Consider the following 13,213-nt stretch of genomic DNA (forward strand, 5'->3'; position numbering starts at 1 on the left):
GGACGGGACACTACCGGGCGACGGCCCGATAGCGGAAACGACCGACCGGTCGTCGGGCACATCCGCGCGTCCGGGACAGGGCGCCCGGCCGGGTCCGTCCCGACGTGCCGCGTCGGCGGCGGGGCCGCCGCCCCTCCTTCCGGTCCCGGGGCCGGGAGCCGCGCCGGACGTGCGCAAAACCGGCCGAAATCGCGAACCCGTGTTCACCGGAACGAGGAAGCATGTTTCGGGCTGCGGTCACAGAAATACCCTTTGGATCAGTGGTACTTGACATGGCACGCCGCGTGCATGGCATCGTGAACGAGGATTCACGTTTGTCCCAGGGAACCGCATCCAACCCCACTGCATTGGGAGGCCGTCATGGCAGGAAGTGTCACCGGTGGGCTCACGGGCCAACAGCTTCCGGTCGAGCGCAGTTGCCCGTTCACGGTTCCGGAGGAGTACGCGCGGCTGCGCGCGCAGGCGCCGGTCACCAAGGTCCGCATGCCGGACGGGGACGAGACGTGGTGGGTCTCCGGGCACGAGGAAGGACGGGCGATCCTCGCGGACCGGCGGTTCTCCTCCGACCGCCGCAGGGACCACTTCCCGCTCTTCGACTCCGACCCGACGACGCGTCGGCGACTGCGCGCACAGCCCCCGTCCATGATCGGACTGGACGGTGCGGAGCACACCGCGGCACGGCGCGCGGTGCTCGGCGAGTTCACCGTGAAGCGGCTCAACGCCATGCGGCCGCGGATACAGGAGATCGTCGACGGCTTCATCGACGAGATGCTGGCCGCCGAGGAGCGCCCCGTCGACCTGGTGCAGGCGCTGTCACTTCCGGTGCCCTCGCTGGTGATCTGCGAGCTGCTCGGTGCCCCGTACACCGACCACGGCTTCTTCCAGAACCGCACAAGTACGGCGATCCGCCGCACGGTTCCGTCCGAGTTACGCCAGAAGGCGTTCGACGAACTGCGCTCCTACATGGACGACTTGATGAGCCGAAAGGAGTCCGAGCCCGGTGACGACCTGTTCGGCCGACTGATCGCCAAGCAGCGGGCGAACGGCACACTGGACCACGAAAGCCTGGTCAGCACGGCGTTCCTGCTGCTGGTCGCCGGGCACGAGACCACCGCCAACATGATCTCCCTCGGCGTCGTCGGACTGCTGAACCATCCGGACCAGTTGGCCGCTATCAGGAACGATCCCGCCAAGACGCCCATGGCGGTGGAGGAGTTGCTGCGTTACTTCTCCATCGCGGACCTGGTCACCTCCCGAGTGGCCACGGCGGACGTGCGGATCGGCGAGGTGACCATCCGTGAGGGCGAGGGGGTCGTCGTCTCCGGGCTGTCGGTCGACCGGGACCCCGAGGTGTTTCCCAACCCCGGCGACCTGGATGTCGAGCGCGGCGCCCGCCATCACATCGCGTTCGGGTTCGGGCCGCATCAGTGCCTCGGTCAGAATCTCGCGCGCATGGAACTGCAGATCGTCTTCGACACGCTGTTCCGCCGCATCCCCGCACTGCGTCTGGCGGTGCCCGTCGACGACGTCCCGTTCAAGACCGACGCCGGCCTGTACGGCGCCTACGAACTGCCCGTCACCTGGTGACGACCTGGAGAGCGGGGCCCTGCCGTCCGGACCGGGCCGGGCTCGCGGGGCCCGGCGTGGTGCGGACGAAAGGCCCTCCCGGCACGGCCGCCCCCGGACCGCTCCTCCCGCGCGGGCGGGCGGGCCGGCCGACCGGTTCGTGGCGTCGGCCCGTTCGTCGCCTCAGAGCCGTTCGATGACGGTGACGTTGGCCTGCCCTCCCCCCTCGCACATGGTCTGCAGGCCGTAGCGCCCACCGGTGCGTTCCAGTTCGTGCAGCAGGGTCGTCATCAGCCGGGTGCCGGTGGCGCCGAGCGGATGGCCGAGCGCGATGGCGCCGCCGTTGACGTTGACCTTGTCCGGATCGGCCCCGGTCTCCTTCAGCCAGGCCAGGACGACGGGGGCGAACGCCTCGTTGATCTCGACGAGGTCGATGTCGTCGAGGGTCATTCCGGCCTTCCTGAGCGCGTACGCGGTGGCCGGGATCGGCGCCGACAGCATCCGGATCGGGTCCTCGGCACGCACCGACAGGTGGTGGACGCGGGCCCGTGGCGTCAGGCCGTGTTCGGCGACGGCCCGTTCGGAGGCGATGAGCAGCGCCGAGGCCCCGTCGGAGACCTGCGAGGAGACCCCGGCGGTCAGCCGGCCTCCGTCGACGACCGGTTTGAGGGCCGCCATCTTCGCCAACGAGGTGTCGCGGCGCGGTCCCTCGTCGGTGGTGACCTCACCGTAGGGGACGATCTCCCGGTCGAACCGGCCCTCGTCGATGGCGCGCAGGGCCCGTCGGTGCGAACGCAGCGCGAACTCCTCCATGGCCTCGCGGGTGATGTCCCACGTGTCGGCGATGAGCTCGGCGCCGTGGAACTGGTTGACGGGCGCGTCCCCGTAGCGGGCGCGCCACCCCTCCGAGCCCGCGTAGGGGCCGTCGGTCAGTCCGAGTGGCTCGGCGGCCTGACGACTGGCGAAGGCGATCGGGACCATCGACATGTTCTGCGTACCGCCCGCGACGACAAGGTCCTGGGTGCCGGAGAGAACACCCTGGGCGGCGAAGTGCACGGCCTGCTGGGAGGATCCGCACTGCCGGTCGACGGTGGTGCCGGGCACCTCCTCGGGGAGACCCGCGGCGAGCCAGGCGGTGCGGGCGATGTCACCGGCCTGCGGGCCGACGGTGTCGAGGCAGCCGAAGACGACGTCGTCGACGGCGGCCGGGTCGGCACCGGTGCGCTCGATCAGCGCCCTGATGACATGGGCCCCGAGATCGGCGGGGTGCACGGCGGACAGTCCGCCCCGGCGCCGGCCGACCGGGGTGCGGACCGCTTCGACGATGTAGGCCTCGGCCATGACTGCTCCTCAGTGTGGGTCGTGGTGGCTGTGCCGGCCCCGCGGGGTGATTCCCTCCAGGACCATGGACAGGTACTGGCGGGCGATCTCCTCCGGGCCGTGGATGCCGTCGGGGCGGTACCAGGAGGCGGCCACCCATACGGTGTCGCGCACGAATCGGTAGGTGAGCCGGATGTCGAGGTCGCCGCGGAAGACCCGCTCGGCGACGCCGCGTTCCAGGGTGCGCAGCCAGGCGTCCTCGAACGTCGACCGGGAATCGGCGAGATAGCCGAAGCGCGGCTGGGCGGCGAGGTGGCCGGACTCCTTCTGGTAGATGGCGACCGCGGCCCCGTGCCGGTCGATCTGCCGGAAGGACTCGGTGACGAGGGCCTCGATGGTCTCCCGGGGCCCGAGTCCGGCGGCCAGGACGGAGTCGTACGCCGCCCGCAACTCGTTCAGGAAGGCCGACAGGACCTCGTCCAGCATCGACTCCTTGGAGTCGAAGTGGTAGTAAAGGCTGCCGGCGAGCAGCCCGGCGGCGTCCGCGATGCGCCGGACGGTGGTGGCGTTGTACCCCTGGGCGGCGAACACCTCGGCCGCGACGGCCAGGAGTTCATCCCGTCGCTGGGCGGAGGAGCTCACCGCACGCCCTCCCGCACCGCGGCGCCGACGGCCCCGGCGTCTGCGCGTGCGGTCATCGGTTCACGCCCGCTGGCTGCTGACCGAGAGGGTCTCACCGGTCAGGTACGAGGAGTAGCCGCTGGCCAGGAAGACGATGACGTTGGCGATCTCCCACGGCTCGGCGTAGCGGCCGAATGCCTCGCGCTCGGTGAGTTCGGCGAGCAGGTCGGGGGTGGTGACCTTCACCAGGTGCGGGTGCATGGCGAGGCTCGGGGCGACGGCGTTGACGCGGACGCCGAAGTCCGCGGCCTCCAGGGCTGCGCACCGGGTCAGCGCCATGACTCCGGCCTTCGCCGCGGCGTAGTGGGCCTGCCCCCGCTGGGCCCGCCAGCCCACGACCGAGGCGTTGTTGACGACGACGCCTCCGCCGTCCTGTTCCCTGAGGCGGCGCAGGGCGGCCCGGGTGCAGCGGAAGGTGCCGCCCAGGGTGACGTCGAGCACCCTGGCCCACTGTTCGTCGCTCATCTCGACGAGTTCGGCAGTTCCGCCGAGTCCTGCGTTGTTGACGACGATGTCGAGGCCGTCGTGGCGCTCGGCGGCGAGCCCGAACAGGGCGTCCACCTGCTGCTCGTCGGTGACGTCGCAGGGCAGTCCGGCGACGTTCTCCGGGCCGAACTCCTCGGCGAGGGCGGCGGCGCTCTCCTTCAGGCGGCGCTCGTGGGCGTCGCCGATGACGATCCGGGCGCCCTCCTCCAGGAACTTGCGGGCGGTCGCTCCGCCGATGCCGGCGCCCGCGGCGGCGGTGATCACCGCGGTGCGGCCGGCCAGGAGGCGGTGGCCCGGTACGTAGGTCGGCTGAGGGGTCATGGACGGGCCTCCCCGGGCAGGCCGAGGACGCGCTCGGCGATGCTGTCGCGCGGGATCTCGTTCGATCCGGCGTGGATGGTGTCGGAGCGGGAGAAGAGGAACAGCCGCTGCCGGCCGTCGAGTTCGTGGGGTTCCGCGGCGGTGGGCGTGCCGTCGTCCCTGCGGACGCCCATGGCGGGTTCGCGGCGTTCGCGGTGCCCGGTGGACCAGAAGGTCTTCCCGATGGACGCCTCGGGTCCGGGCGCCCCGGCCGCCACGTCGTCCAGTGTGCGCGGGGCGTTGCGGCGGATGGTCTCCAGTCCCGTCCGGGCGCGGGCGGGCCGGTCACGGGCCGGCGGGTCCTCGGCCGCGCCGTCGCGTACGGCGAGGCCGACGAGGGTCCGCGGCCCGCGCCGGAAGGCGGTCTGACGGCCGAGGGCGGCGCCCCGGCCGCCGAACTTCTCGGGCCGGCCCGCGCAGGTCCGTCCGGCGGCCGTGTGCCGTCCCCGGGCGATCCGTTCGGCGAACGCCTCGTGCTCGCGGCCCGGTCCGCCGCGGCCTCCCGGGTCCGCGTGGGCGCCGGCGGGACGGGCGGCGGGCCGGCCGCGGATCTCGGTGCGGAACTCCTCGACGCTGCTCATGGGGGTACGTTAATCTACCAAACACTTGTTAGGGAAGGAGGGCCGATGACGGCCGCCCACGACGAACCGGTGCGCTACGAGAAGCGGGGCCCGGTCGCGACGGTGACGATGAACCGACCCGACTACCGCAACGCGCAGAACTCCGTGATGACCTACGCCCTGGACCGGGCCTTCTACCGGGCGGCCGAGGACGGCGGCGTCAAGGCCGTCGTCCTGGCCGGAGCGGGCAGGCACTTCTCCGCCGGGCACGACATCGGCACCCCGGAGCGGGACGCCCATCTGCCCTTCGAGCGCAGGGCGGGGCTGTGGTGGGACCACTCGGACAAGGAAGGTGCGGAGAGCCGCTTCGCCCGCGAGTCCGAGGTGTACCTCGGCATGTGCCGCCGGTGGCGGGAACTGCCCAAGCCGGTGATCGCGTCCGTGCAGGGCGCGTGCGTGGCCGGGGGGCTGATGCTCGCCTGGGTCTGCGATCTGATCGTGGCGAGCGAGGACGCCTTCTTCGCCGACCCGGTGGTCCGGATGGGCATCCCCGGCGTCGAGTACTTCGCCCATCCCTGGGTGATGCCGCCGCGCGTCGCCAAGGAGTTCCTCTACACCGGTGACCGCATGAGCGCCCGGCGGGCGTACGAGATCGGCATGGTCAACCGTGTGGTGCCCCGGGAGGAACTGGCCGACCGCACCCGCGAGCTGGCGCTCCGCATCGCCGAGATGCCGCGGCTCGGCCTCGCCCTGACCAAACGCGCCGTCAACCAGGCCGAGGACCTCCAGGGGATGCACGCCGGGATGGACTCGGTGTTCGGCCTGCACCACCTCGCCCACGCGCACAACGCCGAGACCGCCGCCGACTCCCTCGGTGGCATGGACGTCCGCGCGATGAAGAAGGCGGGTTCCTGATGGATCTCGACTTCGACGAGGCCGACCTCGTCTTTCGCGCGGAGGTCCACGACTGGCTGGCCGCCCACGTCCCGGCCGCCCCGCTGCCCTCCCTGGAGACCGCCGAGGGCTTCGCCGCCCACCGCGAGTGGGAGGCCGAACTCGCCGCCGACCGCTGGTCGGTGGTCTCCTGGCCCGAGGAGTACGGCGGCCGGGGCTGCTCGATCCTGCGCTGGCTCCTCTTCGAGGAGGAGTACTACGCCGCCGGTGCTCCCGGCCGGGTCGGCCAGAACGGCATCAACCTGCTCGCCCCCACCCTCTTCGAGTACGGGACCGCCGAGCAGCGGGCCCGCGTCCTGCCCCCGATGGCCCGCGGCGAGGTCGTCTGGGCACAGGCGTGGTCCGAGCCGGAGGCGGGATCCGATCTGGCGTCGCTGCGGTCGACGGCCGTGCGCACCGACGGCGGCTGGCTGCTGAGCGGCCAGAAGACCTGGTCGTCCCGGGCCGCCTTCGCCGACCGGGCCTTCGGCCTGTTCCGCAGCGATCCGGGCGCGGACCGGCCGCACCGGGGACTGACCTACCTGATGTTCCCGCTGGACGCCGAGGGTGTCACCGTGCGGCCCATCGGACGGATCGACGGCAAACCCGCCTTCGCGGAACTCTTCCTGGACGAGGTGTTCGTCCCCGACCGGGACGTCATCGGCGAGCCCGGCCGGGGCTGGCGGGTCGCGATGAGCACCACCGGCAACGAGCGCGGCCTCACCCTGCGCAGTCCGGGCCGGTTCACGGCCGCCGCCGACCGGCTGACCGCACTCTGGCACGCGCAGGGCGACCCCGCCGACACCGCCCTGCGCGACCGGGTCGCCGACGCGGTGATCGCCGCCCGCGCCTACCGGCTGTTCTCCTACGCGGCGGCCTCGCGCGTCCTGCACGGCGAGGACGGCCCCGCCCCGGCGGCCTCCAGCCTCAACAAGGTCTACTGGTCCGAACTGGACATCGCCCTGCACGAGACGGCGCTGGACCTGCTCGGGCCGTCCGGCGAACTCGCCGACCACGCCGCCGACTCCCCCGCGCACGGGGCCTGGGCCGAGGGCTACACCTTCGCCCTGGCCGGTCCCATCTACGCCGGCACCAACGAGATCCAGCGCGACATCATCGCCGAGCGACTGCTCGGCCTGCCGAAGGGACGCCGGTAATGCGTTTCCTCCTCGACACCGAGCAGCGGGAGTTCGCCCGCTCCCTCGACGCCCTGCTCGCCTCCTGCGACACCCCGGCCGCGATCCGGGCCTGGGCGGACGGCGACCACGCCCCGGGGCGGGCCGTCTGGGCCCGGCTGGCCGGGGCCGGGGTGTTCGGGCTCGCCGTGCCGGAGCGGCACAACGGCTTCGGTGTGCTGCCGCTCGAACTGGCCACGGCCTTCGCCGAGCTGGGGCGGCACGCCGTCCCCGGCCCGCTGGTCGAGACGGTCGCCGTCGCGGCCCTGCTGGACCGGCTGGACGACGACCGGCTGTCCGCGACCCTGCTTCCCGGCATCGCCGCCGGAAAGACCCTCGCCTCGCTCCGCCTGACCGCCCTCGGCCCGTACGCCCTGGACGCCGACGCCGCCGACACGGTGCTGGTCGTGGACGGCGACACGCTGTACGCCGCCGGGGAGCACGGCCCGGTGCAGCCCTCGGCCGATCCGGCACGCCGCCTGTCGCGTCCGTCCGGCGGTACGGTCCTCACCCGGGGACGGGGCGTGGCACGGGCCGCGGCGCACGCCGCCGACACGGCGGCGCTCGCCACCGCGGCGCAGGCCCTCGGGCTCGGCCGCGCGCTGCTGGACCACACCGTCGCCCACGTCCGCCGTCGCACCCAGTTCGATGTGGCCATCGGCTCCTTCCAGGCCGTCAAACACCGGCTCGCGGACCTCCTCGTCGCCCTGGAGTTCGCCGAACCGCTGGTGCACGGCGCCGCGCTCGCCCTCGCCTCGGGCGACGACGCGGCCGGACGGGAGATCGCCGGCGCCAAGGCCGCGGCAGGCGAAGCCGCGCACCGGGCCGCCCGCACGGCCCTGCAGCTGCACGGGGCCATCGGCTACACGGACGAACTCGACCTGTCCCTGTGGATCCGCAAGGCCCGCCCGCTGCGCGACGCCTGGGGCACCCCGGCCGCCTGCCGGGCCCGGGTCCTGGCCGTCTGAAGCGCGCGAACGGTGCGCGCCACACCGAGGGGAGCAGCCCGATGCGGCTGGCTGGGGAGCAGGAAGAACCGCGGTCGGCCGTGCGGTCGTTGCCGGCCCGGTACGAGGCGGACACGGCCCGCGGGCCGTCGACCGAACAGACCGGGGCCGCCGCGGTCGCGAAGCCGGTCCGCTCCGAGGCGTTCTCGGTGGTGGCCGGTGAGACGACCCAGTTGCACGGCGGGATCGGCATCGCCGGGGAGCACGACGCGCACCGCCACTTCAAGCGGGCGCACGGGGCGGGCGAGCTGTTCGGCCCGGCCGCCCGGCACCGGGAACCGCCGACCGCCGGACTCGGACCGACCGCCCGTCCGCACACCCCGGCCGGGCCCGCCCCGGCAGAGAGGCCGTGAGCCATGGTCACCGGCAACCCGCTGGACCTCACCCGGCGCGTGGTCCTCGTCACCGGAGGCACCAAGGGCATCGGTGCCGCCATCGCCGAGGCGTTCCTCGACGCCGGGGCCGACGTCGTCGTCTGCGGACGCACCGTGCCGGACGCCGTACCGACCGTCCGCGGCCGGGCGGCGGTCTTCGTTCCCGCCGACGTGCGCGACCCCGGGGCGGCCGGGCGGCTCGTCGACGCCGCGGTGGAACGCTTCGGCCGCCTCGACGTGCTGGTCAACAACGCGGGCGGCTCGCCGGACGCCGACGCCGCCACCGTCTCGCCCCGTTTCGTGGAGAAGATCGTCGCGCTGAACCTGCTCGCCCCGTTCTACGTGGCGCAGGCGGCCCACCGTGTCATGCGGGCCGGGGCGGGCGGCTCGATCATCAACATCGGCAGTGTCTCCGCCCACGACCCGCAGCCCGGTACCGCCGCGTACACGGCGGCCAAGGCCGGACTTCTGGGGCTCACCAGGGCGCTGGCGCTGGAATGGGCCCCCGCCGTGCGGGTCAATCACATCACCACGGGGCTGATCCGCACCGAGAGCGCGGCGGCCGTCTACGGTGCGGACGGCGGCGATGCGGTGGCGCGGGTCGTCCCGATGGAACGGATGGCCGTCCCGGCGGACGTCGCCCGCGCCTGCCTGTTCCTCGCGAGCGGCCTGTCCGGATACGTCAACGGAGCGGATCTCGCGGTGCACGGCGGCGGGGAGTTCCCGGCCCGCTACCTCGCCGCGAGATCCGCCGGCCGGCGGGGGTGAACGGGCGCGACCGACGCACCGGGCACGGCGAACGACCGGCTTCGGCTTCCACGCACGCGCACACGAGGCGCACGAGGCATATCCATATGCATCATGCACATCATGTGTATGATGCAATTGTGCTGCACACGGTTGCCCTCACCCCGGGGAAGAAACGCGAAGACCGGTACGGGGCATGCCCTCCGTGGCCACGTCGCCTCGCCGCCCCCTCGCCGGTCGGGCACCCGACACCTCCGGTCGGGCCGGTCCGCGGCGAAGGGGGCCCATGGGGGCACGCGATCGAACAGGGCTCCGCGTGCGGCACGTCCATGACCGGGGTCGTCGTCCCGGTCGGGCAGGAGACACTCTCCGTGTTCGGAGTTCACCGGGCGGAGCCCGACAGGGCCGCCCGGGACGGGCCCGGGCGCGCGGACATGGCTCCGGGACTGCCGTCGGCCGGATCGTTCGGCCGGCCCGATCGCGCCGAAAGCCACAAGCCGCCCGCCCTGCCGCCCGTAGCCCGTAGCCCGTAGCCCGTAGCCCGTAGCCCGTAGCCCGTAGCCCGTAGCCCGTAGCGGCGGAGTCCGGGCGCGCGCCCGGTATGAAACATGCCATCCCCGCGACGTTCCGCAGCCCCACGGAAGCCGTTCCCGTCACGCGGAACCGTCTTCGACGCGGGTACTCACGTAAGGAATCACTCCATGAAGAACCTCAGCCTGCAAGGCAAGTCGGCCATCGTCACGGGCGGCGCCTCCGGTATCGGCGCGGCCGTCACCAGGCTGTTCGCCGCACGCGGTGCCCGGGTCGTCGTCGTCGATCTGCAACAGGAGGCCGGTGAGGCGCTCGTCCGCGAACTGGGCGATGCCGTGGTCTTTCTGCGCGGCGACGTCTCCGAGCGCTCCGTCGCGGACGCGGCCGTCGCGACGGCCGCCGAGCACTTCGGCAGACTCGACGTCCTGGTGAACAACGCGAGTGTGTCCCGGCAGAAACCGTTCGAGGAGCAGACGGACGACGACTGGAACCTCGCCATGGACACCAGTCTGTACGCGACCCGCAATTTCATGCTCGCGGCCCTTCCCGAGCTCAGGAAGGCGGGCAGCGCGTCGGTCGTCAACTTCGGGTCCGGTGCCGGTCTCGAAGGGCAACCGAACCAGGCGTCGTACGCGGCGGCCAAGGAGGCCATCCGCGGCCTGAGCCGCGTCGTGGCCAACGAGTGGGCGCCGTTCAACATCCGCGTCAACGTGGTCTGTCCCATGGCCCTGACCGAAGGTGTGGCCCGGTGGGCCGAGGCCCGGCCCGAGCAGTACGCGCAGTCCGCGGCCAAGGTGCCGCTGGGCCGGTTCGGCGACCCCGAACGGGACGTCGCCCCCATCGTCGCCTTCCTCGCCGGTGACGACTCCCAGTACATGACCGGCCAGACCGTCATGGCCGACGGCGGCGCCACCAAGCTCCGCTGAGCAAAGGCGCACCGATCAGGGCGGAACGGCCCTCCGGAAGCGAGACGGTGCGGGCCACCGGGCCCCTCGACGGCCTGGCGGAAGCGAACAGGACGGCAGGCGGCACCGCGTCGGCGCACACTCACGCCGACGACGAGCTTCCCCACGGGACTGTTCGGCGGCCGAACGGATCTCCTCGTGGCCCGTGGCGAACACACCAACTGCCGGGGCCCGGCGCGGAAATCGCCGGAACGACCTTGATGCGCATGGTGCATAGCGCCGGTACGACGCACGAAGCCCGGGTCGGGGCACCAACGCAGCATGCGCGATGATGAAGCGCGCCCCACCACGAGGAGAGAGCAGAGAGATGAGTGAGCAGGATCGCCGATTGGGCGATCTGGAACGGGAACTGACCTTGCTGTCACGGCACTTCGTGGCAGCCCGAGGCCCGCGAATCGGGCAGGGCCTTGATCGCTCGGCCTATGTGCTGCTCACCCGGCTGGAAACCGGCGACCCTCTCACGCTCAAGGAGCTGGCACATACCTTCCAGGTCGACATCTCCACCATAAACCGCCAAATCAGCGCAATGCTCCGCAACGGTCTCGTGGAACGCATCGCGGATCCCGAGGGAGGCGTCGCCCGCAAGTTCCGGCCCACCGCGCCGGGTCTGGAACGCCTGGAGGCCGATCGTGCGATCAGCCGGGCCGGCACTGCCCGGCTGATCGAGGCATCGGGCTGGGACAGCGCGCGCACCGGACAGTTCCTGGCCCTGCTCATCGAGTTCAACCAAGGCATCGAGAAACTCGAAGGACTCGCACAGGGACGGGACTGACGGCAGGGCACCATGACCGGGCTGGGCAGCGCCGCGCCGGTGCGGCGCTGCCCGGCGCAGGAGCATCCTCGCTTTGCCGCCCGCCTCGCGGCCCCGTTGCGGAGGGGGCACCGCACGGCCGGCGCAGGCCCGTCCGGCCCAACCGCTCTCGGGGAGCGCGTGGATGCCGGCATCGCCCGCGGTGAATACTCCCTTGTCCGGGTGCCGGCACACGGCGATGATCTGCTGTGTGTTCGATATCGCGTCCGAGGGTTCCGCATGGCAGCCGTATCCCAAGATCTCCGCGAAGCGGCGGCCCGGGGCGTCCGGGGGCGGCGAGTGGGTCGCCGTGGAGAAGGTGCACGGGGCTCATTTCGCCGTGGTCTGCGACGACACCGGGGTTCGTCCGGCGAAGCGGCGCGAGCTGCTGGGCGACGACGCGCTCGACGGTTTCTTCGGCGTGAGCAGAGTCTGGCCGACGCTGTCGGTCGCGGCGGCCCGTTTCGCATCGGCCGTGCGCGGCGTGCGGAGCGACGCCGCGGTGGTGACGATCTACGGCGAGCTGGCCGGTGGGGGCTATCCGCATCCGGATGTCGCCGCTGTTGCCGGAGTCGGGCCGGTGCAGACCGGTGTGTGGTACGCGCCCGGCCTGCACTGGTTGCCGTTCGATGCCTCGGTCGAAAGAGCCGGGGAACGCCGCTGGCTCTCCGACCGTGCTCTGCGCGAAGCCTCGGCCGTCGCCGGGCTCATCTGCGTGCCGCTTCTCGGGCACGGCACACCGAACCAACTCCAGGAGTTGCCCTCCGTCTTCCCCACCAGGGTCCCGGCCCACCTCGGGCTTCCCGACCTGAGAGACAACCTGGCCGAGGGCTATGTCCTCAAGCCGGCCCGCGCATGGACGGAATCGGACCCTCCGGGCTCCGGTGCACGCCCCTTGGTGAAGGTGAAGCAGAAGGCCTTCGCCGAGGACGAGCGCTTCGACGGCGCACGCCCCTATCTGGTCCCGCCGCAGGGCGCGGCCGGGGTTCCTGCCTGGCTCCTCGTCCAGGCGTCGGCGCTCCTGGCCCCCGCCCGCGCGGCCGCCGCGGTGAGCAAGCTCGGGCCACGCACCCCCGTGGACGCCGTGGCGAGGGAAATCACCCGGGACGTGTCGGAAGAGCTGGCCGACGCCTTGGGCGGGCTGGAGGACACGCTTGTGCACGCTCTGGAACGGGCGCTTGGACCCGGGGCGCTTTCGCTGGCGGTGTTCGACGCCGAGGACCGCCGCGCGTCCCGCACCGTCCGGCCGGGCAGAGCACACAGGCCCTGACGGCGTAGCAGGTCACGGGGGTCGAAGAACACCGTCGCCGGACCGAGCCCCCGGCGGCGTGTGGCTGGCGGGAAGGCTCGCACGGTCTCGGAACAGACCGGGAGACCACCGCCCGGCGGGCGTACGGGACAAGTCCGTCCATGCTCTTCGGCACGCGGGTTCAGTATTCGGTGATCGGCATTCGGTGATCGGCCTGAACACGACGATCGGGTTCATGATGATGCCCGGGGCAGGAGGAGAACCTGTTCCGCTCCCGACCGGGTCCCGTCCGCCCCGGATGCCTGTGCACCGGCCTTCGGACGCGGGGCCGTCCGGGGGGCGTCGCGGAGCCGCTCCGGGCGGCCGAAGCATCCCGTCGGCCCCGTCCGCCGACCGCATGCCGTCCGGCTCCGGCATTCACTCTCCCGGCCCACCTGTACGACCCGGTTGGAGTGTGTGGCCGCGCCCG

The 13,213-nt window shown here is 72.4% G+C and carries 13 protein-coding genes; 9 read left to right on the plus strand and 4 right to left on the minus strand.

Annotated features, from left to right (window positions below; all coding sequences use genetic code 11):
• Positions 1-360 precede the first annotated feature (360 nt).
• Positions 361-1,587 carry a cytochrome P450 gene (locus ACF1CT_RS32635; protein WP_391787618.1) on the plus strand — a complete coding sequence of 409 codons (1,227 nt, stop codon included), beginning with the start codon at positions 361-363 and terminating at the stop codon, positions 1,585-1,587.
• A 162-nt stretch (positions 1,588-1,749) separates the two neighbouring features.
• On the opposite strand, the gene ACF1CT_RS32640 is transcribed toward ACF1CT_RS32635, so the two are convergent.
• The 4 genes from ACF1CT_RS32640 to ACF1CT_RS32655 are packed head-to-tail and all read right to left on the minus strand — an operon-like array spanning position 1,750 to position 4,994.
• Positions 1,750-2,907, minus strand: a complete 1,158-nt coding sequence (locus tag ACF1CT_RS32640; protein ID WP_391787619.1) for an acetyl-CoA C-acetyltransferase — start codon at positions 2,905-2,907, stop codon at positions 1,750-1,752.
• 9 nt (positions 2,908-2,916) lie between these two features.
• A complete protein-coding gene (locus ACF1CT_RS32645) occupies positions 2,917-3,528 on the minus strand; it encodes a TetR/AcrR family transcriptional regulator (RefSeq protein ID WP_391787620.1) in 612 nt (203 codons plus the stop codon).
• A gap of 60 nt (positions 3,529-3,588) precedes the next feature.
• On the minus strand, positions 3,589-4,374 hold the full coding sequence (locus tag ACF1CT_RS32650; RefSeq protein WP_391787621.1) for an SDR family oxidoreductase: 786 nt from the start codon (positions 4,372-4,374) through the stop codon (positions 3,589-3,591).
• Positions 4,371-4,994: an acyl-CoA dehydrogenase family protein gene (locus ACF1CT_RS32655; protein WP_391787622.1), complete on the minus strand. Its 624-nt coding sequence runs from the start codon at positions 4,992-4,994 to the stop codon at positions 4,371-4,373. Before ACF1CT_RS32655 ends, ACF1CT_RS32650 begins: the two co-directional genes overlap by 4 nt.
• A gap of 45 nt (positions 4,995-5,039) precedes the next feature.
• Between ACF1CT_RS32655 and ACF1CT_RS32660 the strand changes: the two genes are divergently transcribed.
• The 8 genes from ACF1CT_RS32660 to ACF1CT_RS32695 all read left to right on the plus strand — a co-directional run bounded on the left by ACF1CT_RS32660 (position 5,040) and on the right by ACF1CT_RS32695 (position 12,765).
• Complete coding sequence (locus ACF1CT_RS32660) at positions 5,040-5,888, plus strand: enoyl-CoA hydratase (RefSeq protein WP_391787623.1); 849 nt, start codon at positions 5,040-5,042, stop codon at positions 5,886-5,888.
• On the plus strand, positions 5,888-7,063 hold the full coding sequence (locus ACF1CT_RS32665) for an acyl-CoA dehydrogenase family protein (RefSeq protein WP_391787624.1): 1,176 nt from the start codon (positions 5,888-5,890) through the stop codon (positions 7,061-7,063). Before ACF1CT_RS32660 ends, ACF1CT_RS32665 begins: the two co-directional genes overlap by 1 nt.
• Positions 7,063-8,049, plus strand: coding sequence for an acyl-CoA dehydrogenase family protein (locus tag ACF1CT_RS32670; RefSeq protein ID WP_391787625.1), 987 nt, complete (start codon positions 7,063-7,065; stop codon positions 8,047-8,049). The genes ACF1CT_RS32665 and ACF1CT_RS32670 overlap by 1 nt, the downstream gene beginning before the upstream one ends.
• A gap of 41 nt (positions 8,050-8,090) precedes the next feature.
• Positions 8,091-8,441 carry an acyl-CoA dehydrogenase family protein gene (locus tag ACF1CT_RS32675; RefSeq protein ID WP_391787626.1) on the plus strand — a complete coding sequence of 117 codons (351 nt, stop codon included), beginning with the start codon at positions 8,091-8,093 and terminating at the stop codon, positions 8,439-8,441.
• Positions 8,442-8,444: 3 nt separating this feature from the next.
• Positions 8,445-9,230 carry an SDR family oxidoreductase gene (locus ACF1CT_RS32680; RefSeq protein WP_391787627.1) on the plus strand — a complete coding sequence of 262 codons (786 nt, stop codon included), beginning with the start codon at positions 8,445-8,447 and terminating at the stop codon, positions 9,228-9,230.
• A gap of 680 nt (positions 9,231-9,910) precedes the next feature.
• Entirely contained in the window at positions 9,911-10,666 is a 756-nt protein-coding gene (locus ACF1CT_RS32685) for an SDR family NAD(P)-dependent oxidoreductase (RefSeq protein ID WP_391787628.1), read from the plus strand.
• Positions 10,667-11,012: 346 nt separating this feature from the next.
• Positions 11,013-11,477 carry a MarR family winged helix-turn-helix transcriptional regulator gene (locus ACF1CT_RS32690; RefSeq protein ID WP_391787629.1) on the plus strand — a complete coding sequence of 155 codons (465 nt, stop codon included), beginning with the start codon at positions 11,013-11,015 and terminating at the stop codon, positions 11,475-11,477.
• Between the two features lie 229 nt (positions 11,478-11,706).
• Positions 11,707-12,765: an RNA ligase family protein gene (locus ACF1CT_RS32695; RefSeq protein WP_391787630.1), complete on the plus strand. Its 1,059-nt coding sequence runs from the start codon at positions 11,707-11,709 to the stop codon at positions 12,763-12,765.
• Positions 12,766-13,213: the final 448 nt, after the last annotated feature.

The sequence above is a fragment of the Streptomyces sp. NPDC014734 genome, assembly GCF_043083325.1.
Classification (GTDB): Bacteria; Actinomycetota; Actinomycetes; order Streptomycetales; family Streptomycetaceae; genus Streptomyces.

What these genes read in the sequence shown, in the direction of transcription:
- ACF1CT_RS32635 (WP_391787618.1), top strand. Translation starts at nt 361, where the DNA reads ATGGCAGGAAGTGTCACCGGTGGGCTCACGGGCCAACAGCTTCCGGTC.
- ACF1CT_RS32640 (WP_391787619.1), bottom strand. Translation starts at nt 2,907, where the DNA reads ATGGCCGAGGCCTACATCGTCGAAGCGGTCCGCACCCCGGTCGGCCGG.
- ACF1CT_RS32650 (WP_391787621.1), bottom strand. Translation starts at nt 4,374, where the DNA reads ATGACCCCTCAGCCGACCTACGTACCGGGCCACCGCCTCCTGGCCGGC.
- ACF1CT_RS32655 (WP_391787622.1), bottom strand. Translation starts at nt 4,994, where the DNA reads ATGAGCAGCGTCGAGGAGTTCCGCACCGAGATCCGCGGCCGGCCCGCC.
- ACF1CT_RS32660 (WP_391787623.1), top strand. Translation starts at nt 5,040, where the DNA reads ATGACGGCCGCCCACGACGAACCGGTGCGCTACGAGAAGCGGGGCCCG.
- ACF1CT_RS32665 (WP_391787624.1), top strand. Translation starts at nt 5,888, where the DNA reads ATGGATCTCGACTTCGACGAGGCCGACCTCGTCTTTCGCGCGGAGGTC.
- ACF1CT_RS32670 (WP_391787625.1), top strand. Translation starts at nt 7,063, where the DNA reads ATGCGTTTCCTCCTCGACACCGAGCAGCGGGAGTTCGCCCGCTCCCTC.
- ACF1CT_RS32675 (WP_391787626.1), top strand. Translation starts at nt 8,091, where the DNA reads ATGCGGCTGGCTGGGGAGCAGGAAGAACCGCGGTCGGCCGTGCGGTCG.
- ACF1CT_RS32680 (WP_391787627.1), top strand. Translation starts at nt 8,445, where the DNA reads ATGGTCACCGGCAACCCGCTGGACCTCACCCGGCGCGTGGTCCTCGTC.
- ACF1CT_RS32685 (WP_391787628.1), top strand. Translation starts at nt 9,911, where the DNA reads ATGAAGAACCTCAGCCTGCAAGGCAAGTCGGCCATCGTCACGGGCGGC.
- ACF1CT_RS32690 (WP_391787629.1), top strand. Translation starts at nt 11,013, where the DNA reads ATGAGTGAGCAGGATCGCCGATTGGGCGATCTGGAACGGGAACTGACC.